Origin of the sequence: Micromonospora sp. NBS 11-29 (genome assembly GCF_002140155.1) — a bacterium.
Taxonomy (GTDB): Bacteria; Actinomycetota; Actinomycetes; order Mycobacteriales; family Micromonosporaceae; genus Micromonospora.
In genome coordinates this window covers 114,678-139,578 of record NZ_NAPR01000004.1, presented here as the reverse complement: position 1 = coordinate 139,578, position 24,901 = coordinate 114,678, and the positions used below count along the sequence as shown (strand labels likewise).

Annotated in this window: 21 protein-coding genes and 4 pseudogenes; 14 read left to right on the top strand and 11 right to left on the bottom strand. The window is 73.5% G+C overall.

The window, feature by feature from the left end:
- Positions 1-818: 818 nt before the first annotated feature.
- Both B1205_RS04700 and B1205_RS28905 read left to right on the top strand, forming a co-directional pair.
- Positions 819-1,391: a hypothetical protein gene (locus B1205_RS04700; protein WP_140157972.1), complete on the top strand. Its 573-nt coding sequence runs from the start codon at positions 819-821 to the stop codon at positions 1,389-1,391.
- A 273-nt stretch (positions 1,392-1,664) separates the two neighbouring features.
- A complete protein-coding gene (locus B1205_RS28905; protein WP_140157971.1) occupies positions 1,665-2,453 on the top strand; it encodes a hypothetical protein in 789 nt (262 codons plus the stop codon).
- On the opposite strand, the gene B1205_RS04685 is transcribed toward B1205_RS28905, so the two are convergent.
- Positions 2,423-4,936: a CHAT domain-containing protein gene (locus B1205_RS04685; RefSeq protein ID WP_089154500.1), complete on the bottom strand. Its 2,514-nt coding sequence runs from the start codon at positions 4,934-4,936 to the stop codon at positions 2,423-2,425. The two genes, B1205_RS28905 and B1205_RS04685, sit on opposite strands and share 31 nt — an antisense overlap.
- Positions 4,937-5,101: 165 nt before the next feature.
- On the opposite strand from B1205_RS04685, the gene B1205_RS04680 reads away from it, so the two are divergent.
- Both B1205_RS04680 and B1205_RS04675 read left to right on the top strand, forming a co-directional pair.
- Positions 5,102-5,491 (top strand): hypothetical protein, encoded by a 390-nt coding sequence (locus tag B1205_RS04680; protein WP_089154499.1) that lies wholly within the window; start codon positions 5,102-5,104, stop codon positions 5,489-5,491.
- A gap of 139 nt (positions 5,492-5,630) precedes the next feature.
- Entirely contained in the window at positions 5,631-6,344 is a 714-nt protein-coding gene (locus B1205_RS04675) for a hypothetical protein (RefSeq protein WP_089154498.1), read from the top strand.
- A 220-nt stretch (positions 6,345-6,564) separates the two neighbouring features.
- On the opposite strand, the pseudogene B1205_RS04670 reads toward B1205_RS04675, so the two are convergent.
- A pseudogene (locus B1205_RS04670) lies at positions 6,565-7,011 on the bottom strand (SRPBCC family protein); the annotation flags it as partial.
- A gap of 130 nt (positions 7,012-7,141) precedes the next feature.
- Between B1205_RS04670 and B1205_RS30895 the strand changes: the two are divergent.
- The 3 genes and pseudogenes from B1205_RS30895 to B1205_RS30885 form a co-directional block, all read left to right on the top strand.
- Positions 7,142-7,420 (top strand): annotated as a pseudogene (locus B1205_RS30895) (acyltransferase family protein); the annotation flags it as partial.
- 97 nt (positions 7,421-7,517) lie between these two features.
- Positions 7,518-8,144: pseudogene (locus B1205_RS30890) on the top strand (acyltransferase family protein); the annotation flags it as partial.
- A gap of 433 nt (positions 8,145-8,577) precedes the next feature.
- Complete coding sequence (locus B1205_RS30885; RefSeq protein ID WP_254909720.1) at positions 8,578-9,234, top strand: SGNH hydrolase domain-containing protein; 657 nt, start codon at positions 8,578-8,580, stop codon at positions 9,232-9,234.
- Here the strand turns inward: B1205_RS30885 and B1205_RS04660 are convergent, their stop codons facing one another.
- Positions 9,235-9,861 carry a pyridoxamine 5'-phosphate oxidase family protein gene (locus B1205_RS04660; RefSeq protein ID WP_089154497.1) on the bottom strand — a complete coding sequence of 209 codons (627 nt, stop codon included), beginning with the start codon at positions 9,859-9,861 and terminating at the stop codon, positions 9,235-9,237.
- A 119-nt stretch (positions 9,862-9,980) separates the two neighbouring features.
- On the opposite strand from B1205_RS04660, the gene B1205_RS04655 reads away from it, so the two are divergent.
- The 3 genes from B1205_RS04655 to B1205_RS04645 are packed head-to-tail and all read left to right on the top strand — an operon-like array spanning position 9,981 to position 12,147.
- Positions 9,981-10,487: a DUF2231 domain-containing protein gene (locus tag B1205_RS04655; protein WP_089154924.1), complete on the top strand. Its 507-nt coding sequence runs from the start codon at positions 9,981-9,983 to the stop codon at positions 10,485-10,487.
- Positions 10,484-11,020, top strand: a complete 537-nt coding sequence (locus tag B1205_RS04650; protein WP_089154496.1) for an Hsp20/alpha crystallin family protein — start codon at positions 10,484-10,486, stop codon at positions 11,018-11,020. The genes B1205_RS04655 and B1205_RS04650 overlap by 4 nt, the downstream gene beginning before the upstream one ends.
- Before the next feature lie 5 nt (positions 11,021-11,025).
- On the top strand, positions 11,026-12,147 hold the full coding sequence (locus B1205_RS04645) for a glycosyltransferase family 9 protein (protein WP_089154495.1): 1,122 nt from the start codon (positions 11,026-11,028) through the stop codon (positions 12,145-12,147).
- Here the strand turns inward: B1205_RS04645 and B1205_RS04640 are convergent.
- Together B1205_RS04640 and rfaE2 are read right to left on the bottom strand one after the other, a co-directional pair.
- Positions 12,122-12,994: a glycosyltransferase gene (locus tag B1205_RS04640; RefSeq protein WP_089154494.1), complete on the bottom strand. Its 873-nt coding sequence runs from the start codon at positions 12,992-12,994 to the stop codon at positions 12,122-12,124. The two genes, B1205_RS04645 and B1205_RS04640, sit on opposite strands and share 26 nt — an antisense overlap.
- On the bottom strand, positions 12,991-14,925 hold the full coding sequence (gene rfaE2, locus B1205_RS04635) for a D-glycero-beta-D-manno-heptose 1-phosphate adenylyltransferase (RefSeq protein ID WP_089154493.1): 1,935 nt from the start codon (positions 14,923-14,925) through the stop codon (positions 12,991-12,993). The genes B1205_RS04640 and rfaE2 overlap by 4 nt, the downstream gene beginning before the upstream one ends.
- 140 nt (positions 14,926-15,065) lie before the next feature.
- On the opposite strand from rfaE2, the gene B1205_RS04630 reads away from it, so the two are divergent.
- Positions 15,066-15,623, top strand: coding sequence for a type 1 glutamine amidotransferase domain-containing protein (locus B1205_RS04630; protein ID WP_089154492.1), 558 nt, complete (start codon positions 15,066-15,068; stop codon positions 15,621-15,623).
- Positions 15,624-15,679: 56 nt separating this feature from the next.
- A complete protein-coding gene (locus tag B1205_RS04625; RefSeq protein ID WP_089154491.1) occupies positions 15,680-17,347 on the top strand; it encodes an MDR family MFS transporter in 1,668 nt (555 codons plus the stop codon).
- Positions 17,348-17,414: 67 nt separating this feature from the next.
- Here the strand turns inward: B1205_RS04625 and B1205_RS04620 are convergent, their stop codons facing one another.
- Positions 17,415-17,906, bottom strand: a complete 492-nt coding sequence (locus tag B1205_RS04620; RefSeq protein WP_089154490.1) for an NUDIX domain-containing protein — start codon at positions 17,904-17,906, stop codon at positions 17,415-17,417.
- A gap of 99 nt (positions 17,907-18,005) precedes the next feature.
- On the opposite strand from B1205_RS04620, the gene B1205_RS04615 reads away from it, so the two are divergent.
- Positions 18,006-19,640 (top strand): fatty acid--CoA ligase, encoded by a 1,635-nt coding sequence (locus B1205_RS04615; RefSeq protein ID WP_176308465.1) that lies wholly within the window; start codon positions 18,006-18,008, stop codon positions 19,638-19,640.
- 160 nt (positions 19,641-19,800) lie between these two features.
- Here the strand turns inward: B1205_RS04615 and B1205_RS04610 are convergent.
- The 4 genes and pseudogenes from B1205_RS04610 to B1205_RS04595 all read right to left on the bottom strand — a co-directional run.
- Positions 19,801-20,778: pseudogene (locus B1205_RS04610) on the bottom strand (NADPH:quinone reductase); the annotation flags it as partial.
- 112 nt (positions 20,779-20,890) lie between these two features.
- Positions 20,891-21,544: an HAD family hydrolase gene (locus tag B1205_RS04605; protein ID WP_089154488.1), complete on the bottom strand. Its 654-nt coding sequence runs from the start codon at positions 21,542-21,544 to the stop codon at positions 20,891-20,893.
- Between the two features lie 34 nt (positions 21,545-21,578).
- Positions 21,579-22,427, bottom strand: coding sequence for an SCO6745 family protein (locus B1205_RS04600; RefSeq protein ID WP_089154923.1), 849 nt, complete (start codon positions 22,425-22,427; stop codon positions 21,579-21,581).
- Positions 22,428-22,527: 100 nt separating this feature from the next.
- Positions 22,528-23,199, bottom strand: a complete 672-nt coding sequence (locus B1205_RS04595; protein ID WP_089154487.1) for an FKBP-type peptidyl-prolyl cis-trans isomerase — start codon at positions 23,197-23,199, stop codon at positions 22,528-22,530.
- A gap of 159 nt (positions 23,200-23,358) precedes the next feature.
- Here B1205_RS04595 and B1205_RS04590 point away from each other — a divergent pair, with 159 nt between their 5' ends.
- Complete coding sequence (locus B1205_RS04590; RefSeq protein WP_089154486.1) at positions 23,359-23,751, top strand: PPOX class F420-dependent oxidoreductase; 393 nt, start codon at positions 23,359-23,361, stop codon at positions 23,749-23,751.
- A 49-nt stretch (positions 23,752-23,800) separates the two neighbouring features.
- Here B1205_RS04590 and ku read toward each other — a convergent pair whose 3' ends face one another.
- Positions 23,801-24,865, bottom strand: coding sequence for a non-homologous end joining protein Ku (gene ku / locus B1205_RS04585; protein ID WP_089154485.1), 1,065 nt, complete (start codon positions 24,863-24,865; stop codon positions 23,801-23,803).
- Between the last annotated feature and the right edge of the window lie 36 nt (positions 24,866-24,901).

Genomic DNA, 24,901 nt, shown 5'->3' with positions numbered 1-24,901 from the left:
CGGCGGCGATCAACTGGGCGTGCCGCTCCCACGGACCTCCGGCGGTCTCGTGGTCGTCGTCGGCGAGCATCGTGCGGAACAGGCGGACCCGCAACGCNCGTCGGGCCGATCGGCAGGTCCGCACTGAGCTTGGCGGCGAGCCGGTCCAGGTAGCGGGGCGCGGCCTTGGAGAACTCGGCGACCGCGTCGACCACCATCTCCTGGACCTGGCGCAGCACGGCGTCGTCGTCCCCGTCCGGCCGTAGGTCGAGCAGGTCGAGCATCCGGCGGCGGATGTCCCGGGGCAGGCCGTGACGGTGGTTGACCCGCGACAGTCGGTCCCGCCACGCACGGACCCAGTCCGGGTGCTCGCCGGCCGCGTGGGCGGCGAGCAGTGCCTCAAGGCGTACCGTCAGCATCGCCAGGTCGGTCGTGCCCTTCGGGTCGGGCGCGGGGATCGGCACCTCGATCCAGTCGTCGACGGACGGGACGTCGGCGAGCAGCACCTGGCGGGCGTTGACGACGTGGCCGTCGGTCAGCCGGGCCAGCCAGCTCCACTCCGTCCGGTCGACCTGCGCGAAGATCCGCGGGAAGTGTTCCATCGCCAGCGTCGCCGATTCCAGGAGCCGGACGGCCGCCGACTTCGGGGCGTAACGCCACATCTCGTCCATCGCCAGCGCGACCACCTGCTCCGCGGGCGACGGGCCGCCCTCCTCGGCGTACCAGGCGGACGACGGGGCCGTGAGGGGCACGTCGGCCAGCCCCGAGTACGCCTCGTAGGCCCAGTGCGAGGCGACCATCGTGGCCGCCTCCTGAAAGAGGTTGATCCGTTGCAGCGGATGGGAGCCGACCAGGAGCATGCCGCGCTCACCGGGCTCGTGCCGGACGGTCTCCCGCAGGCGGGCCGCGATGGCCGAGGGAGCCAGCGCCGAGGAGTCGCGACCGCTGCCGATGCGGAGGGTCAGCTCGTGGGCGTACAGCGCCAGGCCGGTCATCGGGCCGTTGAGCAGCGGTGGATCGTCGTCCGCCGGCGGGGCGCCGAGGAATCCGCCCAGGTGCCGCCGCAGGCGGTTGGAGCTCAGGACGTCGGCCGCGTGCAGGAACAGGTCGATCAGGTACGCCGGTGGCTGCTCGCCCGCCGCCCCCAGCAGCGACCCGGCCACGCCGAGGGCGCCGAACAGCCGCAACAGCGCGGCCTTGTCCCCGAGGTGCGGGAACGTGCCCTCGGTGACGGCACGCCGCCGCCTGCGCTGGTCGACCGCCTGGTCCCGCAGCGCCATCGGGTGGAACGTCGAGTCCTGCCGGTGCAGCCACGGCGAGAACAGCAGGCTACCGGTCAGCGGCTGCATCCGGTCGTACGCGCCGACGTTGAGCTCGACCGGCACCCGCGTGGAGCCGGGCTTGAGCCGTAACGTGAGCAGCTCCTCCAGCGCGGTCCGGGCCCGCGCCAGCTCGGGTGGGTGGCCGGGCAGCCACACCCGCATCGGCGTGCCCCTGCCGGCCCGGCTGGCGGCTGAGGGCGGGGCGCCCCACCACCGTTCCAGCAGCGTCGTCGTGCCGACCGGGTCACGCTCGGCCGCGAACAGCCAGAGCGTCGTCTGCCAGAGCATCCGGCCGAACAGCGGCTCCGGCCGTGCGCGCAGCCATGCGTACGCCTCGTCGCCCGCCGATCCGCCCAGCTCCGCGTGCAGGTGGTCGAGCCGCCGGAAGCCGACCGCCTCGCGTTCGATGTCCTCGGCTGTGCCGTCGATGAACCACAGCCGGGCCATCGTCTCCAGCACGTCCGGCTGGGCGAGCCCGTCCGCGCCGGTCACGCCGAGCATCCGGCCGGTGAGCCGACGGCCCTTCTCGCCGGGGTGCTCGGCGTCGGAGCCGACGATGGCGGCGGTCTCCACGGCGATCAGGTGCGGGAGCCGTCCCCACAGTCCGTCGAGGGCGGGATCGAACAGGTCCGCGCGCTGCTCGACGAACGAGTCCACCGTCTGCGGGATGCGCTCGGCGGCGCTGCGGAGCAGCGCCAGCGTCGCCACCTCGGCGGTCCGGTCCGGCAGGTCGAGGTAGAGCGCCGTGGTGGAAGCGGTCGCGGCGGCGGGCGGGAGCGCGGACAGCGCCTCGATGATGTCGCCGTCGGTGGCCGAGCCGAGCCGGGTGAGCAGGTGGACCAGCGCCGGGGGCGCGTCCGGCCCGACGGCGGTGACCAGCGCCGTCGTCACCCGGCCGACGGTCTCCGGGTGGGTGGTGCGCCGCGCCGCGCCGACCAGCGCCGGAATGGCGTACGCCTGCTGCACCGGTTCCAGCGCGGTGATCTGGGCGGTGGCGAGGTCGAGCAGGTCGGGGCGCGGCTGCGGCGACCTCAGCACTTCCAGCAGCGACAGGTAGGCGCCGGTGTCGCCGGGTTGCAGGCGGATGCGGCAGCAGAAGTGCCAGTCGGCGAGGAGCATGCTCAGGCCCTCTCGTATCGGGTGGGCTGGTAGCCGCGGCGCAGCACCGCGACGAGGTCGGCGTCGGTGACGTCGCCACGGGTCCGGTCGTCGGGGTCACGCAGACCGGTCACCAGCGGAAACGGGTGGCTCATCGTGAGCAGCGACTCGGCCGACTCCGGCGTGAGCGGCACCTGCGACATCGCGGCCCACCAGCCGGGCAGGGCGGGGTCGGCCTCGGACAGGGCCGCCCAGGTCAGCTTCGTCTCGCGGGCCCAGGTGCGTACCGCCGCCGGGTCCTCGGCGGCCCAGTCCGGACGGGCCGCACCGGCCCGGGCGCGGCCGATCAGGCGGTACGCCGGCTCGTCCACCCGCCATTCGAGCCAGGTGTCGAGCAGGGCCCGGTCGCGGCGGCGGCGCAGCGCCCACAGCAGGGCGTCCACGACGTGCGACCGCAGCGCCGCAGCCGGAGCCTCGTCGGGCTGTGGTGGCCGGCCCGCCGCGACCGCCTCCGCCAGCCAGCGGTCCAGATGGTCGTCGACGCCGGCGGCGGCCACCAGCGCGGCATAGCGGCCGGGGCCGTCGCGGTGCCGGGCGTACGCGGTCAGCAACGGCTGGAAGCAGCCGGGTAACCAGTCCCGCACGTCGAGCAGCAACGCCACCTCGTCGGCGAACCGTTCGGGCGGCGCGGCCACGAGCTGCCGCGCGGCGGTGTCCGCCGAGGCCGGGTCGCCGTCGACCGGGGGCGGCGGGTCGGTTTGCAGGCCGCGGGCCCGGCGGGCGGCGGCGACCGCCGCCCGGAACGCGGCCGCTCCGGTGCCACGCAGCGGCGTGGCGGAGCCGGCCCAGGGCTGGTCCCGGTAGAGCAGGTCGGGCTCGTGCCGGGGGGCCATCCGTCCGGCCACGTCGGCGGCGCCGAGGACGGCGTCGAGCGGCGTGTCGGCGACCACCCGCACCAGCAGCGCCGCGGCCGGCAGCTCGGTGTCGCGGAACTCGGCGAACCGGGCGATCAGCCGTGCCCACTCGTCGCCGTACCGCCAGGCGGGGCGCGGCACGTGGGCCCGGACCACCAGCCCGAGGTTGGCGGCGTCCGGGCGCTCCGCCAGCAGCGCCCGCACGGTGGCCGGGTGGCTGGTCAGGTTGAGCCAGTCCGCACGCGTCTCCGGGATGGCCTTCGCGGCGTCGTAGTCCCGCCAGGCCCGCCGGGTCAGCGGGTGCCGCCGCCGGACCGCCACGCGCTGGAGGAGATCCTCGGCGGCGTTGAGCGAGTCGGCGAGGCTGAGCGACGCGGTGTCGGCCAGCACGACCGTGAGCGGGCCGCGGTCGAGGGTGCACAGCAGATCCAGACGGCTCCAGCGGTCCGCCGACAGCGGCATCGGCGTCCGCGGCGACCAGCCCGCCGGGAACGCCCGGGCCCGGAAGGTGACGGGCTCGGGCAGTTTCGGCGCGGGCGCCTGCTGCCGCAGACCGCTCAGGTCGTGCGCGTAGACGACCGGGAGCACCGAGCGGTCCCGAAACCGGGTACGGGCCACGGCCACGGCCACGTCGGCCGGGCTGCCCTGTGCCAGCTCCTCGAACAGGGTCGCCACGAACTCGTCGGCGTCGTGGTGCGCGATGGCACCGTAGACCCCGGCGACCAGCGGCACCCCGGCGGCGGCGAGCCGGCGGGCGAGCGGGCCGCAGGAGCCGACCGCGCTGCCGCTGTGGCAGGCGACCAGGGCGACGAACGCCGGTGGTGCGCCCCCGACCAGCGCCGCGAGCCAGTCGTCGTCGAGCAGGTCGGCGGTCGCCTCCTCGTCATCGGCGGCGGCGTGCACGACCAGCCCCGGACGCGGGGTGGTGACCCGGTGGCCGCAGAACACGACGGCGTGGTGTCGGGCGGACAGCTTGCCGCCGAGGCTGCTCCTGGTGACCTCGGCCGGCTCGTCCACCTCGTAGCCGATGCTGCCGAGCGTCGCCCGGATGCGGTCGGCGTCGCGCGGCAGCGGGCCGGAGGCGTCGCCGAGGTCGATGGCGAGGCCGTCGGGCAGCCTCTGCGGTCCCGTCAGGTCGGTGGCGGTCGCGACGAGGACCCGGGAGTTGGTCATCCCGGCCGACCGCCGGGCGGTGCCACCGGTGACGCGCACCAGCGAGGTGTCCCGCTCGCCGCCGAGGGGGCCGACGCCGCCGCTCAGGCGCGGGATGGGCGCGGCCTCCCAGGCCAGGTCGACCACCTCGGGGTCGCCGGACAGGACGAACCGGATGTAAGCCCGGCCGGCCAGTGTGCGGCGCATCTCCAGCAGATTGTCCCAGGCGGCGCCGCGGAACAGGAGGTTCTCGTACAGCCTGCCGGGGTGCCGGATGTCGAGTTGGCCGGCGACGGCCTCGAAGGACAGGACGTCGGCGGCGTACTCCTCCAGGAACGACCGGTCGCCAGCTTGATACCCGTCCGTCCACGACTCGACGAAGTCGTTGGCGGCGACCGTCAGGCTGACGTGGAGCCTTCCCTGGTGTTCCCGTGCGAGGGTCAGGTGGACATCGACGCATTCCTGCGTCATGCGCGGCCCGGGTGGCGGGCGGGCACGGGGGACGACGATGTCTGATCCATGGCACCATGTTGTCCTCGTCGCCGTGAGGCGGTCAACGGACGAATAGTCGGCGTATTTGTCGTTTTTCTATCTCAAACGGTTGCTCGCCGAGACGTATCCGGGAGTGTTTGCGGGATGACGGAAGCCCAGACGCCCGGGTGGCGTGCGGAACTGATCCGGCTGTCCGAACAGGACGCCTACCGCGAGCTGCCGTCACCCGTACGGGCGAGGGTGGAGGCGCTGCTGGCCGCGCCGGAGGTGTCGGCCGAGGACGCCGAGGCGCTCCTGGCTCAGGAGCCCGAGCTGCGGGCGATCTACCGGCGGATGCACGCCGCGCCGATCGGCAGCCGAGGCGACGTGTTGGACCCGGCGCAGGGCCGCAAACGTCCGGGCCGCACCTGGAAGTGCCCGGTGCCCACCTGCGACTACCAGGACTGGGGCGACCGCTTCCACCCCGCCCGGCAGGACTACTGCCCGCGCGACGACCACCCCCGTACGCTGCTGACGTTGGTTCCTCGACCGTGACGCCACTGGTCGGATCGATCACCAACACGCTCGCCGTCCGATGGAAGTCCTACCTGCTCGGCTCGGCGGTGCTCTTCTGGCTGCTCGGTGCCGGGACGCTGCTGCTGGGCCGCTCGGACNCAACAAGCCGGGCGGCCCGGTGGCGCTGCTCATCCTCGCCGCGGTCGTGGTGATCGTCACCGCGGCGCTGTTGAGCGCCGCCGCCGAGCCGGTGCTGGCGTGGCTGTGCGGTCGCTGGCCGGAGAACGACCTGACCCGTTGGCGCCGCGACCACCTGGAGAAGCGTCGCGCCGGGCTGACCGGTCCGGGCACCGGGCCGGACCACCCCGAGCGGCGGCGTTTTCCGGCGCTCGGTGACACCGCGCTGGCCCCCACCCGGATCGGTAACGCGCAGGCCGCGGCGAATCAGCGCATCAGGAGCGCCTACGGGCTGGATCTCGGTTCCACCTGGCCGGTCCTGCTCGTGCTCATTCCCAAAGACATGCACGACCGGCTCGCCTCGGCCACCGCGACGGTGCTCGGTCGGGTCCAGCAGTGGATGCTGAGCCTGGGCGCCGTCGTCTTCGTGCCGCTGCTGTGGGCGGGACATCTGCGGACCACGCACCGGGTCCTCTGGACCGCGGTGTTCCTCGTGGTCTGGGCGCTCGTCACGGTGTCGGCGTTCCGACGTGTCCGCGCCGCGGCGTACGAATACTTCGACCTGGTCGAATCGGTGGTGACGGCGCATCGGAAGGTGCTGTACGCCGAACTCGGTCTGGCCGCACCCACCGACTCGGACACCGAGCCCCGGCGTGGCGGCGAGATCTCGGACTACCTCAACCTGGACGGCGGAACGGAAACTCTGAGCTGGTGATGGCCTCCCGGCACGAAGGGGGCCCGGCGGACGCGGCCCACGCGGACCGGCCCGCCGGGCCCACTCCGGCAGGGAGGAAGAAGATCTACCCGCCCGAATCGGGCGCGACGGCACCCGGCCGCCGCGCCGCGTACTCGGGTTCGGTCTCCGGCGGCGGCTCCTCGTCGGTGTCCGCGCGGTGCCGGGCCGTCGGGTCCGGCAGACCCGCCCCGCCGGGGGCGATGGTCCCGCGCCATCCGCCCGTCTCGACCTGCCGGCCCTCGATGTAGTCCTTGAACCGTTCGAGGTCGGACTGCGCCTGCCGGTCCACCATGTTGAGCTTGTCGCCGGCCTGCTCGACCAGGCCCTCCGGCTCGTACTCCAGCAGGAGCCGGACCTCGGTGCGGTCGGCGGCGAGCGGCGCGAAGTGCACCGCGCCCGCGTTGGGGGTGCCGCCGGTGGCCGCCCAGGCCACCGTGCGGTCCGGCACCTGCTCGACGATGGTCGCGTCCCATTCGCGCTGCACACCGGCGATCTCGGCGATCCAGTGCATCCGCCGGTCGTCCAGTTGGCGCACCTCCCGCACGCCACCCATGAACCGCGGGAACTCCTCGAACTGGGTCCACTGGTTGTACGCGGTGCTGACCGGCACGTCGACGTCGATGGACTTCTCGACCTTTCTGGCCATGGCCACTCCTTGTCGTCCAGTCGTCTGCACCGGAATCGGTACCCCCGCCCGTGCTGGTTAATCGACGTCGTACGCGATTGCCCACCCGCGTGAGGGGCCGCTATCGTTCCCTGGCCCGTGCCCCGAGAACATGAGGATCGTGATGACTTCCCCGGAGTTGACGAAGGTGGCGGCCGGGGAAGGCCCGGCGACCGGGCGTGAGTCGCGGTTCCGGGGCGACATCGCCGGCCTTCGCGCCGTGGCCGTCGGGCTGGTGCTGCTCTACCACGCCGGGCTGCCGTTTCTTCCGGGCGGCTTCGTCGGGGTCGACGTCTTCTTCGTGATCTCCGGTTTCCTCATTACCGGCCAGCTCATCGCCGAGATCGAGCGCACCGGCCGGGTTTCGCTGTGGGGTTTCTACGCCCGGCGGGCCAAGCGCATCCTGCCCGCCGCGACCGTGGTGCTGGCGGCCACCGCCGTGGCGGTNGCAGGTCATCGGCGGCGACATCGCCGCCGCGGCGATCTACGTGGTGAACTGGCGGTTCGCCGAGCGTGCGGTCGACTACCTGGCCGCCGACAACGCGTCCACGTCGCCGGTCCAGCACTTCTGGTCGCTCGCCGTGGAGGAACAGTTCTACCTGCTCTGGCCGCTGCTGATCGTCCTGGCGATCCTCGCGGCGCGGGGCCTGCGGCGGACGAACGTGCGGCCGGTGCTGTGGGTCGGTCTGGCGGTCCTGGCGGTACCGTCGTTCGCCTGGTCGATCGTCGAGACGGCGACCGCACCGGAGCGGGCGTTCTTCGTCTCCACCACCCGGCTCTGGGAACTCGCCGTCGGCGCGGGGGTCGCCCTGCTCGCGCCCGCCGCCGCCCGTCTGCCCCGGTTGCCGGCCGTCGTCCTCGCGTGGGCCGGCCTGGTCGCGGTGGTGGCCGCGGCGCTGCTGGTGAGCGCGAAGACGGCCTGGCCCGGGTACGCTGCCGCGCTGCCCACGCTCGGCGCCGCCGCGGTGATCGCGGCCGGCGTCGCCGCGGGCTCGCGCGGGCCGGTCGTCGTGCTCGGCACCCGGCCCTTCCGCTGGGTCGGTGACCTGTCGTACTCGCTGTACCTGTGGCACTGGCCGATGCTCATCGTGGCCGCCGCGCACTGGGGTGACCTGTCGGTGACGCAGGGGCTGGCGATCGCGCTCGCCTCGGTGGTGCCCGCCTGGGTCACCTTCCGGCTGGTGGAGAACCCGCTGCGCCACTCGCGGAAGATCTCGGCGTCGCCGCGTCTCGCGCTGAGCCTCGGCGGCAACTTCACCATGGCCGGGATCTGCGCCGGCCTCGCCCTGGTGCTCATGGGCGCGTGGGCGGCGGCCGCCGCGACGTCGGGCAGGAGCCGGTACGCGCCCGGCGCGGCGCTGCTGTCGACCATGCCCGGCACCGCCCCGATCGGCCCGGTCCCGGAGCGGTTCGACGTGATCACGCCGGACCCGCTGCAGATCCGGCAGGGGTTCATGGACGTGCCCGACACCAACCGGGACAAGTGTTTCCAGCAGGTCGTCGGCGCCGAGGTGCTGTCCTGCACCTACGGCAACCCGANCATCGAAGATGGACCAGTGGCTGCCGGCGTTCCAGGTGCTCGCCGCGCAGAACGACTGGAAGCTGGTGATCACCGCGAAGGCGGGCTGCGCGTTCACCAGCGCCAAGATGCTCAAGGGCGACAACTCCGGCAAGCCGTACACCGACTGCATCGAGTGGAACCGGACGCTGCTGAGCCGGCTGGTCGAGGAACGGCCCGACTACGTGGTGACCTCGCAGTCGGCGTCGACCGCGCTCACCGCCGCCGGCAGGGGCCCCTCGGTCGACGCGATGGTGGCGGGCGTGCGGGCCTCGTGGCGGAAGCTCGACGCGGTGGGCACGCGGGTCGTCGTGATGGCCAACAACCCGCACCCCGGCGCGGCCGTGACGTGCGCCGACGAGAATCGCAAGGCGCTGTCGGCCTGCGCGTTCGACCGGGTACGCCACGACCAGGAACCGGCCTACCGGATGCAGCGGCGGGCGGTGACCGGGGTGCCCGAGGTCAAGATGATCGACCTGTTCGACGCGGTCTGCCCGACCGACCGGTGCCCGGTGGTGTTCGGCAACGTGCTCATCTACCGAGGCGGCTCGCACATCGGCGCGGCGTACGTGAAGACCACCGCCCCGCACCTCGCCCGGGCGCTGTCGGACGTCGGCGTGCCGGCGGTGTACGCGCCGGCGAAGTGATCACCGGTCGACGTAGAGCTTCCGGGCGTAGTCGGGACCGTAGTAGCGCTCCAGGTCGGCCAGGCTCTCCGCCGGGGCCTCCACCTCCTTGACCAGCCGGGCCCGGGACGGTAGCGCGTCCGGCTGCCAGGTCTCCGGCCGCCACAGCTCGGAGCGGAGGAACGCCTTCGCGCAGTGGTAGAAGATCTGCTCGACGGTCACCTCGACGGCGAGCACCGGCCGGTGCCCCTCGACCTCCATCCGGTCGAACCAGGGCGCGTCGCGGACGAGCCGGGCCCGACCGTTGATCCGCAGCGTGTCGGTGCGCCCGGGGATCAGGAAGATCAGCCCGACGTGCGGGTTGGCCAGGATGTTGCGGTAGCCGTCGGCGCGGCGGTTGCCGGGCCGCTCGGGGATGGCGACGGTGGTGTCGTCCAGCACCAGCGCGAAGCCGGGCGGGTCACCCTTGGGGGAGACGTCGCAGGCGCCGTCCGCGTCGGCGGTGGCGACCAGGCAGAACGGCGAGGCGGCCAGCCAGTCCCGGTCGCGTTGGTGCAGCGTGCGGCGTTCCTTGGCGAGCGCCCGGGGCATCGGTGCGCCGAGCAGGTCGCGTAGCTCCTCCGGGCTGGTGATCTCCTGTGTCGTCACGTCTTCCTCCCCCGTCCGTTGACCTTGACGACGGTTCGGGCCCGCGACGGGTCGATTTCCGTCAGGGTCAGCCTAGGAGACCGCGTCGAGTGCCGCGGATGTCACGGATGGAGGCGGAGATGGAGAGCCGACTGAAGGTGCTCGGCCATCCCGTGCACCCGATGCTGGTGATGTTCCCGGTGGGCCTGCTGGTGACCGCGGTGATCTTCGACCTGATCGACACCGTGGGCGGGCCGGACTTCCTCGGCGAGGTCGCGTACTGGAACATCACCGTCGGTCTGATCGGCGGCCTGCTGGCCGCCGCGGCCGGCGCCTTCGACCTGCTCGCCCTGCCCGCCGGCACCCGGGCCAAGCGGGTCGGGCTCACCCACGCCGGCGCGAACGTCGCGGTGATCCTCCTCTTCGCCGCGGTCTGGGCGGTCCGGCTCAACGCCGACTCGCGGGCCGCCGGAGGTGCGCTGATCGCCATCGAGGTGGTCGCCCTGGCGATCCTCGGGGTCAGCGCCTGGCTCGGCGGTGAGCTGGTCGACCGGCTGGGTGTGGGCGTCGACCCGGAGCACGACCTCGACGCGCCCAGCTCGCTGCGACCCCCCTCGGCCACCCAACGGATCGGAGACGTGCGATGACGGAACAGAGCGGCGGTCGGAGCTGGCGGGGTCGCCAGCAGGGCTGGGACCCGATGGGCGAACTCCAGGCGCTGCGGTCCGAGCTGAGCCGCCTGGTCGGCGGACGCTCCGGCACCCCGGACGTGGACGTCAGCGAGGTGGCCGACGGCTGGGAGGTGGTGGTCCGCCTGCCCGGCGTCGCGCCCGAGGAGGTGGCCGTCGAGTTGGACGAGCGGGAGCTGTGCGTACGGGCCCGGTCGGAGGCCGAGGTCAACGCCGACCAGGGCATCCCGGGCGGGTTCACCACCCGGGGCTTCGAATACCGGGTCGAGCTGCCGTCGCGGGTGGACCCGGAGCGGATCGACGCGGTGATGGACCACGGCCTGCTGCGGGTACGGCTGCCCCGGGCGGCCCGGCCCGCGACGCGCACCATCACCGTCGGCCGCACCGGCCCGCGCGCCACCGTCGACCGTACGTCGATGCCGGTCGACCCGGCCGCCGACCGGGAGCTGCACCACCCGGACACCACGGTCGACGAGACCGACCGGCCGTAGGAGTCGTGGGCACCCCAGCGGTCCTCGGGCCGGTCGGCGAGCGTGTGCCGGACGTCGAGCGGATCGCCGTGCTGCGGGCCAACGCGCTCGGCGACTTCATCTTCGCGCTCCCCGCGCTGGACGCGCTGCGGGCCGCGTACCCGTCGGCGGAGATCGTGCTGCTCGGCGCGCCGTGGCACGCGGACCTCTGGCGCGACCGCCCCGGCCCGGTGGACCGGGTGCTGGTGGTGCCGCCGGGGCCCGGCATCCGCGAGCCCGGCCCGGACGAGACGGCGGTCGAACCGGCGGACTTCCTGGCCGCCGCCCGCGCCGAACGGTTCGACCTGGCGGTGCAGATGCACGGCGGCGGCGCCAACTCGAACCCGCTGGTGGCGCGGCTCGGCGCCCGGGTCACCGCCGGGCTGCGAGCCGACGACGCGCCGCCGCTGGACCGCTGGCTGCGCTACGTCTACTACCAGCACGAGGTGTTCCGCTACCTGGAGGTGGCCGCCCTGGTCGGGGCGCCGGCCACCACGGTCACCCCGACGCTGGCGGTGACCGACACCGACCGGGCCGAGGCCGCCGTCGTGCTCGGCCCACTCACCCGACCCCGGGTGGCGCTGCACCCGGGCGCCACCGACACCCGGCGGCGCTGGCCCGCGGAACGCTTCGGCGAGGTGGCCCGGCTGCTGACCGGGGACGGGTACGAAGTGCTGGTCACCGGCACCCCGGCCGAGCGGGAGACGGTCGACGCGGTGGTCGCGGCGGCCGGCGTGCCGGTCCGCCCGCAGGTCGGCACGTTGCGTCTCGGCGCGCTCGCCGCCGCGTACGCGGACTGCGCGCTGGTGGTCTCCAACGACACCGGCCCGCTGCACCTGGCCGCCGCGGTGGGCGCCCCCACGGTGGGGATCTTCTGGGTCGGCAACCTGATCAACGGGGCGTCGCCGCTGCGTGGCCGGCACCGCCCGATCGCCGCCTGGACCACCCGCTGCCCGGTCTGCGGCGTCGACTGCACCCCCGGGATCTACCCGCACCGGCCGGGCGACGGCGACTGCCCGCACCGGGTGTCGTTCGTGGCCGACGTGCCGCTCGTCGAGGTGGTCGAGGCGGCCCGGGAGCTGCTCACACCTCCGCCGTCGACTCGCTGAGCACGACCTCCCACGCCTCCACGTCCCGCTCGGTGACCGTGGTCGGCGACTCCAGGTGGTAGGCCCCGCTGGGCAGCACGCCGGCGCCGCCGTGGCGCTCCAGCACCGCGAGCTGGGCGGCCACGTCCTCGCCCTGGTGCCGCTCGGGCAGCCGGGCCCAGAAGTCGAAGCCGCCGGCGTCGATCAGCTTGGCCCGGTCGTACAGCACGCAACCGCCGATCCAGGACACCTTGTACGCCCGCCACGCGCCCGCCGGCGGGCCCAGCTTCTCGGTGACGTGCAGCAGGTTCGCCGCCGAGTGGATCGACGCCCGGTGCCACTCCGGCGTGCCCGGACGGATCCGCTCGGGTTCCGGGCGGCCCGGCCACTCCTCGTAGTGCCGGTGCGCGTCCGGGCGGACGTCGTCGGTGTAGGAGAGCCCGTGCACCGCGTTGCCGACGAACCCGCAGCCCAGCTCGTGCAGCGCGGTCACCAGCCGGGTCAGGGTGCCCGGTTCCAGCCACACGTCGTCGTCGAGACAGAGCACGGCGTCGGCGGCCGAGCGGGACAGCAGGTAGGCCCGGTGCTCGGCCAGCCCGCGCCGGGGCAGCCGCCGGGTCAGCAGCACCGGGTGCCCCCGGTGGCGCAGGGCCCGGACCATGGTGGCCGCCGCCGGGTGCGCGTACGCGGGTTCGCCGTCGGACTGGTCGCTGACCACCACCCCGAAGCCGGGTACGCCCTCCTGCCCGGCCAGCCCGGAGAGGGTGACCGCCAGCTCGGCCGGCCGGTTGCGGGTGGGAATCAGCACGTCGAGCCGCCGGGGCCGGCGGAACTGTTCGAGCGTGCCCGGGTCCAGCGGTCGGGTCACGCCGGCCTGCCCTCGTTCATGGTGGGGGTGTTCGACTGGGCGCGGATGCGGTCGATGATCGCCGAGGTGGAGCGGTCCGGCACGTACCCGAGCGTGCGCACCTGCCCGCCCAGCCGGCGCACCAGCGGCGCCTCCGGCACCATCTCCGGCGGATAGTCGCCGCCCTTGACGTAGACGTCCGGGCGGACCGCCTCGATCAGCCGGGCCGGCGAGTCCTCCTCGAAGACCACCACATGGTCGACGCAGGCGAGCGCCGCCAGCAGCGCGGTGCGGTCCTCGACCGGGTTGACCGGCCGGTCCGGCCCCTTGAGCCGGCGTACGCTGCCGTCCGAGTTGACCGCCACGATCAGCAGATCGCCGAGCGCGCGGGCCTGCGTCAGGTAGCGGACGTGCCCCGGGTGCAGCACGTCGAAGCAGCCGTTGGTGAACACCACCGACCGGCCCGCCCGGCGGTGCTCGGCCACGAGGGTGGCCAGCTCCTCGGCACCGACCAGGGCCGGGTGCCCGGCCTCCTCGCCGCCGGCGCCGAGCGCGGTGAGCAGGTCCTCCCGGCGGCACACGCAGGTGCCGGTGTCGGCCACGGTGATGGTGGCGGCGAGCTGGGCGAGCTGCGCGGCGGTCGGCAGGCCCGCCTCGGCCGCGAGCGCCAGCGTCATGGACGCCAGGTACGCGTCCCCGGCGCCGACGGCGTGGCTGGCCGGGACCGGGGTGCTGTGGCTGCGCCGGGTCGGGCCGTCGGCACCGCCGACCACCGCGCCCTCGGTGTCCAGCGTCACCGCGACCACGTCCGCGCCGGTGTGGGCGCGCAGTTCGGGCAGGCGCGACTCGGCCAGCACGGCCCGGTCCACGCCCGCGCCGGCCGCCGTGCTCACGGTCACCCCGGTGCCGGTCACGCTGACCCCGTCCCCGGTGAGCGCCACCCGCCCCTCGCCGGGGGTCGGCTCGCCGGTCGGGCCGGTCGCCCCGCCGGTGGCCGGCCCGGTGGGCGCGCCGGAGGCCGGATGCGGGCCGCCCGGAACGCGCTCGCCGAACGCGTCGCTAGTCCCCCGCTCGGCCGGTCCGGGCACAGCGCCCGGTTCCCGCTCGCCGGCCGGGCCGAACGCGTCGCCCGGTTCCCGCTCGCCGGCCCCGCCGGGCGCGGCGCCGACCACCAGTTCGGACGGGCCGTCGGCGGCCGTCGGATGGTCCAGGTGCAGGTCGCCGCCGCTGCGGACCGCGCCCGGCCCGGCCTGGGCGAAGCCGGCGGCGGCGCGGGCCAGCAACCGGGTCGCCTCGGCGAAGCTCGGGGTCACCACGGTCGGGTTGAGCCCGCGCCAGTCGGCCAGGTCGTGCGCGTCCAACGCCACCGTGCCGTACCGGTCGCGGTTGGCGACCAGCCAGGCGCGTACCGCCGTGGGTAGCGCGCCCAGGCCGTAGTCGCAGACCACGAGCGTGACCGGCTGGCCGGCGGCCACCGCGCGCAGCTCCTCGCTGGCGCAGTGCAGCGCGGTCAGCAGGCGGGCCACCCCGTCGTCGTCGAGGCCGTCCTCCGGGCCGCCGGAGTCCTCCCGGAGCAGGATCTGGTTGCCGGCGAGCATCCGCCGCTTGACCGGGGTGGGCCGGCCGGGCTGGCTCACCGTACGGTCCCAGACCGAGGCCCGGTCCAGGCAGTCGTGCAGCTCGTCCCCGGCCACGTCGGCGCCGACCGGGGCGACCAGCGCGGCCCGCCCGCCGAGCGCGGCGACGTTGACCGCCGTGTTCGCGGCCCCGCCGGCGGCGGAGATCCGGCGGCGCAGGGTGAGGACCGGCGCGGGCGCCTCCCGGCAGAGCCGCTCCGACTCGGCGAACCGCCACTCGTCCAGCATGGCGTCGCCGACGACCAGCACGGGACGCCCCTGCCAGCTCGCCACCACGGTGGCCAGCCGGCGTTCTTCCGCCGCTGCTCCTGCCATGCCCCTCCGGGTCCCCCGGCCTCGACCGGGCAAACCTGACCCGGGCGGCGGCCGGGGTGGGACGCGGGCCACCGGTGGCGTCCGTTTCGCGGCGTCGGTCGGGGGAACCGTGCAGACACACCCCGGAGAGGAGAAGCAGCATGGCAGCGACACTTCAGGGCAAGCGCATCGCCTTCCTGGCCGCCGACGGCGTCGAGGAGGTCGAGTACACCAAGCCCCGCGAGGCGGTGGAGAACGCCGGCGCCCGGGTGGAGCTGGTCTCCATCGAGTCCGGCTCGATCCAGGCCTTCAACCACCTTGACCAGGGCAAACAGTACGAGGTCGACGTCACCACGAAGGAGGCGGACGCCGGGGCGTACGACGGTTTGGTGCTGCCCGGTGGGGTGGCGAACCCGGACTTCCTGCGGACCGACCCGGACGCGGTCCGGTTCGTCAAGGCGTTCTTCGACGCCGGCAAGCCGGTCGGGGTGATCTGCCACGGCCCGTGGACGCTGGTCGAGGCGGACGTGGTGCGGGGCCGCACCATCACCTCCTGGCCGAGCCTACGCACCGACCTCACCAACGCCGGCGCCAACTGGGTCGACGAGGAGGTCGTCACCGACAACGGGCTGGTCAGCAGCCGCAAGCCGGACGACCTGCCGGCGTTCTGCGACAAGATCGTGGAGGAGTTCGCCGAGGGGCGGCACACCGCCGGCTGACAAAACTCGACGTCCCACCGGGGGCATGATCCGCCCCCGGTGGGATAGGAAGCGGGATGACCGCCCAGGCCGCTGCACCCGCGTTGCCCGCCCGCCAGATCCGCCTGCTGCTGTTCGGTCTGATGACCGGCATGCTGCTGGCCGCGCTCGACCAGACCATCGTCGGCACCGCGCTGCCCACCATCGTCGGTGAGCTGGGCGGGATCACCCACTACTCCTGGGTGGTCACGGCGTACCTGCTGGCGTCGACCGCCTCGACGCCGCTCTACGGCAAGATGGCCGACCTGTACGGACGCCGGCCGGTTCTCCTCTTCTCGATCGGCACGTTCCTGCTCGGCTCGTTGCTGGCCGGCCTGTCGCGGGACATGACCCAGCTGATCGTCACCCGGGGCGTGCAGGGCCTCGGCGCGGGTGGCCTGATGACGCTGGCGTTCACCATCATCTCGGACGTGGTGCCGCCCCGGGAGCGGGGCCGCTACCAGGGTCTCTTCGGTGCGGTGTTCGGCCTGTCGTCGGTGGCCGGCCCGCTGGTCGGCGGCTACTTCGCGGAGACCAACTGGCGGTGGATCTTCTACATCAACGTGCCGCTGGCGATCCTCGCCATCGTGGTCTGCTGGCACGTCATGCGGCTGGTGCCGTTCCAGCGCCGCGAGCACGCGGTCGACTGGATCGGTGCGGCGCTGCTGGTCGCCGGCGTGAGCTGCCTGCTGCTGGCGCTGAGCTGGGGCGGCAACTCCTACGCCTGGGGCTCCGGCGTGATCGTCGGGCTGTTCGTGGCCGGCGCGGTCCTGGCGGTGGCGTTCCTGGTGCAGGAGGCCCGGGCCCGGGAGCCGATCCTGCCGCTGCGGCTGTTCCGCAGCCGCACGTTCGCGCTGGCCAACTCCGCCGGGTTCGTGCTCGGCCTGGTGATGTTCGGGTCGATCATCTTCATCCCGCTCTACCTCCAGATCGTCAAGGGCGCGTCGCCGACCCGCAGCGGTCTGCTGATGCTGCCGATGATGGCCGGCATCATCGTCACGTCGATCCTGACCGGCCGGGCGATGAGCCGGATCGGCCGGTACAAGTGGTTCCCGGTGGCCGGCGCGGCCGTGCTGGTGGTCGGCATGCTGCTGTTCCGCCAGCTCCGGGTGGGCACCTCGCTCTGGGCCGCGTTCGGATACATGGTGGTGATCGGCGTCGGGCTGGGCCTGTGCATGCAGTCGCTGATCCTGGCCGTGCAGAACGCGGTGGACGTCCGCGACCTCGGGGCGGGCACCTCCTCGGCCACGTTCTTCCGGTCGCTGGGCGGGTCGTTCGGTGTGGCGATCCTGGGTGCGGTGCTGTCGTCCCGGCTGACCGGCGCGCTGGCCGACCGGCTGCCGGGGGCGCTCGCGCAGGTCCCGCCGGACCAGCGGGCGGCGGTGGCGGCCGGCGGGAACTTCTCGATCAACGATCCGGCGGCGATCCTGGCCCTGCCCGGCCCGGTACGCGCCGCGGTCCAGGCCTCGTTCGTCGAGGCGCTGCATCTGGTCTTCCTGACCACCGGGCTGATCGCCGTGCTGGCGGTGCTGGTCACCCTGGCGATGCCGGACCACCTGCTGCGCGGCGCGGGGCCGCAGGGCGCCACCGGCGGCGCGGACCCGCTGGGCGGGAAGGCCGCCGCCCCGGGCGGCAAGCCGCTGCCCAAGGAGTCGAAGGACGAGGCCGCCGCCGACATGGAGGCGAAGTCGCAGACGATGCTCTGAGCGGGCCTGCTCGGGGGATGCTGCCGGCAGGGCCGGCCTACTCGGGGATGCTGCCGGCAGGGCCGGCCTACTTCAGAATCAGGCGGTTGGTCTGCTCGAAGACGTCCAGGTCGGCGAGGGTTTCGGTGACGCTGGGCGAGAGCGGGGCGGGGAACTGCGCCGGGTGGAAGAAGCCCGCGTCGGTGGTCTCGTCGGTGAACCGGGACAGCTCGCCGTCCCACTCGTCGACCCGGAACGCGGTGGTGAAGACCTGGTAGGTGTGCCCGTACATGTTGGTGCTGGTGCGGTCCGGCCCGGTGTAGAGCGCGAAGGCGCTGACCCGCAGCGCCCGCAGGCCGGTCTCCTCGCGGACCTCGCGGACCGCGCAGTCGGCGATCGACTCGCCCAGTTCCATGGCGCCGGCGGGCAGCGCCCACTGGCCGTTGTCGGAGCGTTGGATCAGCAGCACCCGGGCGGCGTTGTCGCGCACCACGGCGCGGGCGCCGACGAACATCAGGGTGCGGTCACCGGCCAGGGCGCGGAGCTGTCCGACGTACGAGTCGGCCCACGAGATGCTCATCCGGACAATCTACGCAGCTAATCGGGTCGGCTCGGGCGTTCCGGGGGTTCCGTTCGTGTGAACGCCGACACTACGTTGTCACCCATGCGTAGCACGATGATGGACGCCCCCCTCCAGGTCTCCCGGATCCTCGAACACGGCGCCACCGTGCACGGCGCGGCGGAGGTGATCACCTGGACCGGCGCCGAACCCCGCCGGATGACGTACGCCGAGGTGGGCCGCGCCGCCGCCCGGCTGGCCCACGCGCTGCGCGACGAGTGCGGGGTGACCGGCGACGAGCGGGTTGCCACCTTCATGTGGAACAACAACGAGCACCTGGTGGCCTACTTCGCGGTGCCGAGCATGGGCGCGGTGCTGCACACGCTCAACCTCCGGCTCTTCCCGGACCAGGTCACCTACATCGCCAACCACGCGCAGGACCGGGTGGTGCTGGTCGACACCACGCTCATCCCGCTGCTGGCCCGGGTGATCGGCGAGCTGACCACGGTGCGCCACGTCGTGGTGGTCGGCGGCGGCGACCCGGCCCCGCTGGTGGCGGCGGCCGGTGACCGGATCACCGTGCACCACTGGGACGCCCTGCTCGCCGACCGGCCGGAGGTCTTCGACTGGCCCGAGGTGGACGAGCGGGACGCGGCGGCGCTCTGCTACACGTCCGGCACCACCGGCAACCCGAAGGGCGTGGCCTACTCCCACCGCTCGATCTACCTGCACTCGCTCCAGGTGTGCATGCCGGAGGGCTTCGGCCTCGGCCCGACCGACCGCGAGCTGGCCATCGTGCCGATGTTCCACGCCATGTCCTGGGGCCTGCCCTACGCGGCGTTCCTCTCCGGCGCCTCGCTGATCATGCCGGACCGGTTCCTCCAGGCCGAGCCGATCGCCGCGATGATCGCCGCCGAGCGGCCCACCCTGGCCGGGGCGGTGCCGACGATCTGGACCGACCTGCTGGCCTACCTGGACGGCCACGACGTGGACACCTCCTCGCTGAAGGAGGTCATCGTCGGCGGTTCGGCCTGCCCGCCGGCGTTGATGCACGCGTTCCACGACCGGCACGGCATCGAGGTGATCCACGCCTGGGGGATGACCGAGATGTCGCCGCTCGGCTCGGTGTCCCGCCCGCCGGCCGGCGTGACCGGCGACGACGCCTGGCGGTACCGCTACACCCAGGGCCGGGTGCCGGCCGGGGTGGCCGCGCGGATCGTCGGCCCGCTGGGCGAGCCGCTGCCCGCCGACGGGACGTCCGTGGGCGAGCTGGAGGTCCGCGGGCCGTGGGTGACCGCCCGGTACGTCGGCGACGACGTGCCGGACGCCGAGAAGTTCCGGGACGGCTGGCTGCGTACCGGTGACGTCGGCACGCTCTCCCCGGACGGGTACATCACGCTCACCGACCGCGCCAAGGACGTGATCAAGTCGGGCGGGGAGTGGATCTCCTCGGTGGAGCTGGAGAACGCGCTGATGGCGCACCCGGCCGTGCTGGAGGCGTGCGTGGTGGGGGTGCCGGACGAGCGGTGGGACGAGCGCCCGCTGGCGACCGTGGTGGTCCGCGAGGGCGCCTCGGTCACCGCGGAGGAGTTGCGGGAGTTCCTGTCCACGTCGGTGGCCCGATGGCAGCTTCCGGAGCGGTGGGCGTTCGTCGACGCGGTGCCGAAGACCAGCGTCGGCAAGTTCGACAAGAAGGTGGTGCGCTCGCGGTACGCGGACGGTGTGCTCGAGGTGCGGGAACTGACCGCGCTGTAACACTTTCCGGCGTACCGTCGCCTGCACGGGTAGGAACACGTTCCGCGAAACGGACACTCCTCCCCAGAGGGCGGCCCCGGCGTTCGCACCGCGCCGGGGCCGCCCGTCCGTCACGGGGTGACCCGCACCGCCATTGTTGCGAAACTTGTTCGCCTCTGTCCCGATGTNCGCGTACCGCCTGCTGCGCCGCCGCGGTCTCCGCCAGCGGATGACGGTGCAGCGGCAGACCCGCCTCCTCGCCGACCCGGATCGCGCCCTGCGCCACCGCCGCCGCGATGTCCGTGACCGCCTGCGCCTTCGCCACCTTCGGCGCGGTGTAGACCAGCACGAACTGCCAGCGCGCGTTCGGGGCCATCAGCGGCCGGATCGGCAGCGTCACCTCGTCGCCGCCGTCGTCGGCGTAGACGCAGACCGCCCCACCGGTACGCAGGATCCGCACGTCGGCGGCGGCGTTGCGGGCGGCGGAGACCTCGACGATCGTGTGCACCCCGTCGGGCGCGACCTTGCGGACCTCCTCCACCACGTCCTGCTCGCGGTAGTTGATCACAAAGTCCGCCCCGGCGGCGGCGGCGAGCTGCGCCTTCTCCGGCGTGCTCACCGTGGTGATCACACAGGCGTCGGCCCAGCGGGCGAGTTGGATCGCCGCGTTGCCGACCGCGCCCGCGCCACCCTGCACCAGCACCACATGGTCGCTCAACGCCCCGGCGTGCAGCTTGTCCGGCATGAACTCACCGGCGGTCAGGCAGCGGTGCGCGGTCATGAACGGGATGCCCAGCGCCGCACCCAGGTCGAACGAGGCCGAGCCCAGCGACACCGCGTGCCGGACCGGGACCACGGTGTACTCCGCGGCGGTGCCCCAGGGACGCTGCCACGCGGCCTCCCAGATCCAGACCCGCTCGCCGATCATGATCCGGTCGACGCCCTCGCCGACCGCCTCGACCACCCCGGCGCCGTCCTGGTGCGGAATCTGCCCGCCGGCCGGCACCGGCCACGCCTCGCGGGCCTTCCAGTCGGTCGGGTTCACCCCGGAGACGGCCATGCGCACCAGCACCTCGCCGGGGCCGGGCTCCGGCACCGGCCGCTCCACCAGTCGCAGGACCGAGGCATCCCCGCTGCGCTCGTACACGATCGCCTTCATCGCACCCCCAAACGTAAGGAGGGGCCCCTTATTAACGCTTCCGGTAGAGGAAGGGGCCCCTTTTAACAGCTGCCCGACAACGACGCTACCGGGGACCGGGGGAGGGAACCGGTCAGGTGAGAGTCTCGACCAGCTCGGGGGTGAGGGCGTCGATCCCGGGGAGCAGCACGGCCGCGAGCGATGCGGCGTCCGGGTCCAGCGGGTACGACCCGTGCGGCACCGCCACCACCCGGCACCCGGCGGCGGCCGCCGAACGGACCCCGTTCGACGAGTCCTCCACCGCCACGCACCGGGTCGGGTCGACGCCGAGCCGGGCCGCCACCGCCAGCCACACGTCCGGCGCCGGCTTGCCCCGGGCGGTCTCCTCGGTCGACAGCGTGGCGCCGAACGTGTCGGCCAGGCCCGTCGCGTCCAGCGCCGCCGCGATCAACCGGGTCGGGGAGGAACTGGCCAGCCCCAGCGGCCACCGCGCGCCGATGCGGCGCACCACCGCGTCGGCGTCGTCGATCACGGGTACGCGCTGCGCGTACCGCCGGGTCATCTCGGCCACCACCTCGACGGCGACCTGCTCGGGTGACCGGTCGACGCCCAGTTCGCCGCTCAGGTAGGCGGCCCACTCGCCGGTGCTCATGCCCATCAGCCGGCGCTGCGTGTCGGGCTGCCACACGCCGCCGTGCTCGGCCACGTACGCCCGCCGGACCTCCTCCCAGACCGGTTCCGAGTCGACGATCACACCGTCCAGGTCGAAGAGCACCGCGTCCACCATGCCGCCATCCTGCCCCAACGGGCGGCGGACCGGCTCAGCCCGGCTGCGTCACGGCGGCCGAGCGTTGCGCCGGCAGGCCGATCGGGGCCAGCGGCGGGATGATCGTGCGGCACCGCGTCGAGATCGGTTCGAGCAGCTCCCGCAGCCGTTCGGTACGCTCCGCGCCGAGCGCCCGCCACGGACCCAGGGCGGCCCGGTCGGTGGCCTCCTCGGCGGCCCGGAACGTCGCGGTGCCGTGTCCGGTCGGCGCCCGGTCGGGGGTGAGCCAGCCCTTCTCGACCAGCCGCTCCTCGGCCGCGGTCCACTCGTCGTCGGTCCAGCCGCGGGCCCGCTGGTGGAACTCGCGGGACTGGTCGACCCGGCACCGCCAGGCGACCACCTCATCCGGCTCCAGCCCGGTGGTGACCAGAGCCGCCACATGCCCGTCGCCGCGATGTTCGCGCAGCGTGGTGGCGGCCTGCCAGAGCCGGGCCAGCGGATATTCGCCCCGGGGCAGCGCGGCGTTGACCGCGCCGAGCACGCGGCCGGCCGTGCCGACCTGCCCGGCGGCCTCCTCCAGCAACTCGGCTGCCTCGACCAGATGGGTCTCGGGCAGCTCGTAGGTGAACTCGGCGAGCGCCTGCACCGCGCCGGTGAGCCGGGCGCGCAGCGCGTCCGCCGGGCTGGCCAACTGCCACACCGAGGGCAGCGCGCGGGCCACCATGGTGGGCGAGAAGCTGAAGAACGCGGCGGTCACGGCCGGCGCGTCGACCGGCCCGAGGGGGGCGGCCCGGCCGGCGAAGTAGCCCCGCCAGTAGCCGCGCAGCCCGGCCGCCTCGTACGCGGCCCGGGCCCGCGGGTGGAAGTAGGTCACCGCGTGGACCGGCTCGAAGTACGTCCACATCACCNAGGTCACCGTGAGCGGGGACGCCCGCGGTGACCTCGAACCTACTGCCGCTGGGTGAGCGCGCGGAACCCTGCTGTGACCAACTGCGCCTGATCGCCTACTTCGCCGCCAGCACGTCCACCACGAAGCGCAGCGCCCCGGCGGGGTAACCGGCCGGCGGCTTCTCGCCGTACCCCAGGTCGGCCGGCAGGTCCAGCTGCACCCGGCTGCCCACCGGCACTCCGACCAGGCCCTGGTCCCAGCCCTTGATGACCTGGCCGACGCCGATCGGGAAGGTGGCCGGCTGGCCGTTGCGCCAGGAGGCGTCGAACTCCTTGCCGTCCTTGTAGGTGACCCCCACGTAGTTGGTGGTGATCTCCTGGCCCTTCTTCACCGCCGGGCCCTTCCCCTTGACCAGGGTGGTGACCGTCAGCTTCTTCAGCTCGCCCGAGCCGGCCTGGACGGTCGGCTTGGTCTTCAGCGCCGGGTCGAGGTCGGCGGGCAGCTCCGGAGCCGGCGGAGCGGAGGGCTCGGCGGGCTCGGCGGGGGCGCTCGGGCTGGCCGGGGCGGACGTGTTGGCCGGCTTGTCGTCGTCCCCGCTGTTCAGCCAGACGAGGCCGCCGACCAGGGCCACCACGGCGAGCACACCGACGGCTGCGCCCAGCACCGACTGCCGGCGTCGCCGCGCCTCGGCGGCCTTCTTCTCGGCCAGTTGGGCGGCCAGCCGCCGCCCTGCCTTGGTGGCCGGGGCGGCCTGGTCCTCCGACCGGTTCTCCACTCGCTCGCTCACGTCGACTCCCTGCAGGTGGGTGGGTGCGCGCAAACGGTACCCGCCCTCACCCCCCTGGTGAGGAAAGGCGGGGGCCCTTCTTAACGTATTTGGTATAGGCGGGGCCCCTTCCTAACAGCCGGGCGTCGATCGGACATCCGGGCGGGTACCTTCTGCACCATGGCGATCCTCACCGAAGAAGACCTGGCCCTGCTCGACGAGCCGCAGCTCGCGCACGTGGCCACGACCGAAGCCGACGGCACCCCGCACGTCACCCCGGTCTGGGTGGACACCGACGGTGGACACATCCTGTTCAACACGGCGAAGGGCCGGCAGAAGTACGTCAACATGGAGCGCAACCCGGTGGTCGCGATCTCGGTGGTGGACAAGGCCGACGACTTCCGCACGCTCTGGGTGAAGGGCACCGTCGAGTTCGTCACCGAGGGCGCCGACGAGCACATCGACCGGCTGGCGAAGAAATATCTCGGCCAGGACACCTACCCGGGGCACCGGCCGGACGAGGAGCGCGTCATCGTCCGCGTCACCCCCACCGAGAAGCTCGGCCGCGGCTGACGATCGGGGTCCCGCCTGACGCGAGTCGGAGCGGGGCCCCGCCAACCGCTCAGGCCGACTTCTTCCTCGGGGTGGCCTTCTTCGCGGGAGCCTTCTTCGCCGGCTCGGCCTTCTTCGCGGCGGTCTTCTTCGCCGACGCCTTCTTCGCGGTCGTCCCGGCGGCGGTCGTCCCGACAGCGCCCTTCTCGGCGGCCTTCTTCTTGGCGGGAGTCTGCTTGGCGGCGGTCTGCTTGGTAGGAGTCTGCTTCGCGGCGGTCTGCTTCGCGGCGGTCTTCTTCGCCGAGCGGGCCGACGAGATCGGGGTCGGCTCGGCGCCGCCACCAGACGGGGCCTCGCCCCGGGCCGCCCGGGCCCGCTCGACCGACGCCTTCAACGCGGCCATCAGGTCCACCGCGGCGGCCGGCGCGGCCTCTTCCTCCTCCGGCTGCACCACCTCGCGGCCCTCGACCTTCGCGTCGATGACCTCCTGCAACGCGGTCCGGTAGTCGTCGGTGAAGGCGTCCGGCTCGAACTCGCCGGCCATCGAGTCGATCAACGAGCTGGCCATCGCCAGCTCCGGCGGGCGGACTTTCAGGTCCTCGTCGAGGAAGCCGAAGTCGGGCTGGCGGACCTCGTCCGGCCAGAGCATGGTGTTGAGCAGCAACACACCCTCGCGGACCCGCAGGGTGGCCAACTGCTCCCGCTGGCGCAGCGCCACCTTGACGATCGCCACCCGCTCCGAGTCGGACAGCGCGTCACGCAACAGCACGTACGGCTTGGTGGCGGTGCCCTCCGGCTCCAGGAAGTAGGCCTTGTTGTAGAGGATCGGGTCGACCTGCTCAGCCGGCACGAACTCCAGCACGTCGATCGCGTGCGAGGTGCTCAGCGGCAGCTCGGCGAAGTCCTCGTCGGTCAGGACGACCATCTCGCCGCCGCCGAGGTCGTACCCCTTGGCGATGTCGTCGTAGGTGACCTCCTCGCCGCAGACCGAGCAGGTGCGCTTGTAGCGGATGCGCCCGCCGTCCTCGCGGTGCACCTGGTGGAACCGGATGTCCTTCTCCTGGGTGGCCGAGTAGACCTTCACCCCGATCGACACCAGGCCGAACGACACCGCCCCTTTCCAGATGGCCCGCATCCCCGCGCTCCTCTCCCCGGCTCCCACCAGAATCGC

Coding starts and splice junctions, on each gene's coding strand:
- B1205_RS04620 (WP_089154490.1), bottom strand. CDS start 17,906: ATGAGCATCTCGTGGGCCGACTCGTACGTCGGACAGCTCCGCGCCCTG.
- B1205_RS04605 (WP_089154488.1), bottom strand. CDS start 21,544: ATGGTGGACGCGGTGCTCTTCGACCTGGACGGTGTGATCGTCGACTCG.
- B1205_RS04590 (WP_089154486.1), top strand. CDS start 23,359: ATGGCGATCCTCACCGAAGAAGACCTGGCCCTGCTCGACGAGCCGCAG.
- B1205_RS04650 (WP_089154496.1), top strand. CDS start 10,484: ATGACGGAACAGAGCGGCGGTCGGAGCTGGCGGGGTCGCCAGCAGGGC.
- B1205_RS04615 (WP_176308465.1), top strand. CDS start 18,006: ATGGACGCCCCCCTCCAGGTCTCCCGGATCCTCGAACACGGCGCCACC.
- B1205_RS04685 (WP_089154500.1), bottom strand. CDS start 4,936: ATGACGCAGGAATGCGTCGATGTCCACCTGACCCTCGCACGGGAACAC.
- B1205_RS04630 (WP_089154492.1), top strand. CDS start 15,066: ATGGCAGCGACACTTCAGGGCAAGCGCATCGCCTTCCTGGCCGCCGAC.
- B1205_RS04680 (WP_089154499.1), top strand. CDS start 5,102: ATGACGGAAGCCCAGACGCCCGGGTGGCGTGCGGAACTGATCCGGCTG.
- ku (WP_089154485.1), bottom strand. CDS start 24,865: ATGCGGGCCATCTGGAAAGGGGCGGTGTCGTTCGGCCTGGTGTCGATC.
- rfaE2 (WP_089154493.1), bottom strand. CDS start 14,925: ATGGCAGGAGCAGCGGCGGAAGAACGCCGGCTGGCCACCGTGGTGGCG.
- B1205_RS30885 (WP_254909720.1), top strand. CDS start 8,578: ATGGACCAGTGGCTGCCGGCGTTCCAGGTGCTCGCCGCGCAGAACGAC.
- B1205_RS04600 (WP_089154923.1), bottom strand. CDS start 22,427: ATGTGGACGTACTTCGAGCCGGTCCACGCGGTGACCTACTTCCACCCG.
- B1205_RS04655 (WP_089154924.1), top strand. CDS start 9,981: ATGGAGAGCCGACTGAAGGTGCTCGGCCATCCCGTGCACCCGATGCTG.
- B1205_RS04700 (WP_140157972.1), top strand. CDS start 819: ATGGGAGCCGACCAGGAGCATGCCGCGCTCACCGGGCTCGTGCCGGAC.
- B1205_RS04625 (WP_089154491.1), top strand. CDS start 15,680: ATGACCGCCCAGGCCGCTGCACCCGCGTTGCCCGCCCGCCAGATCCGC.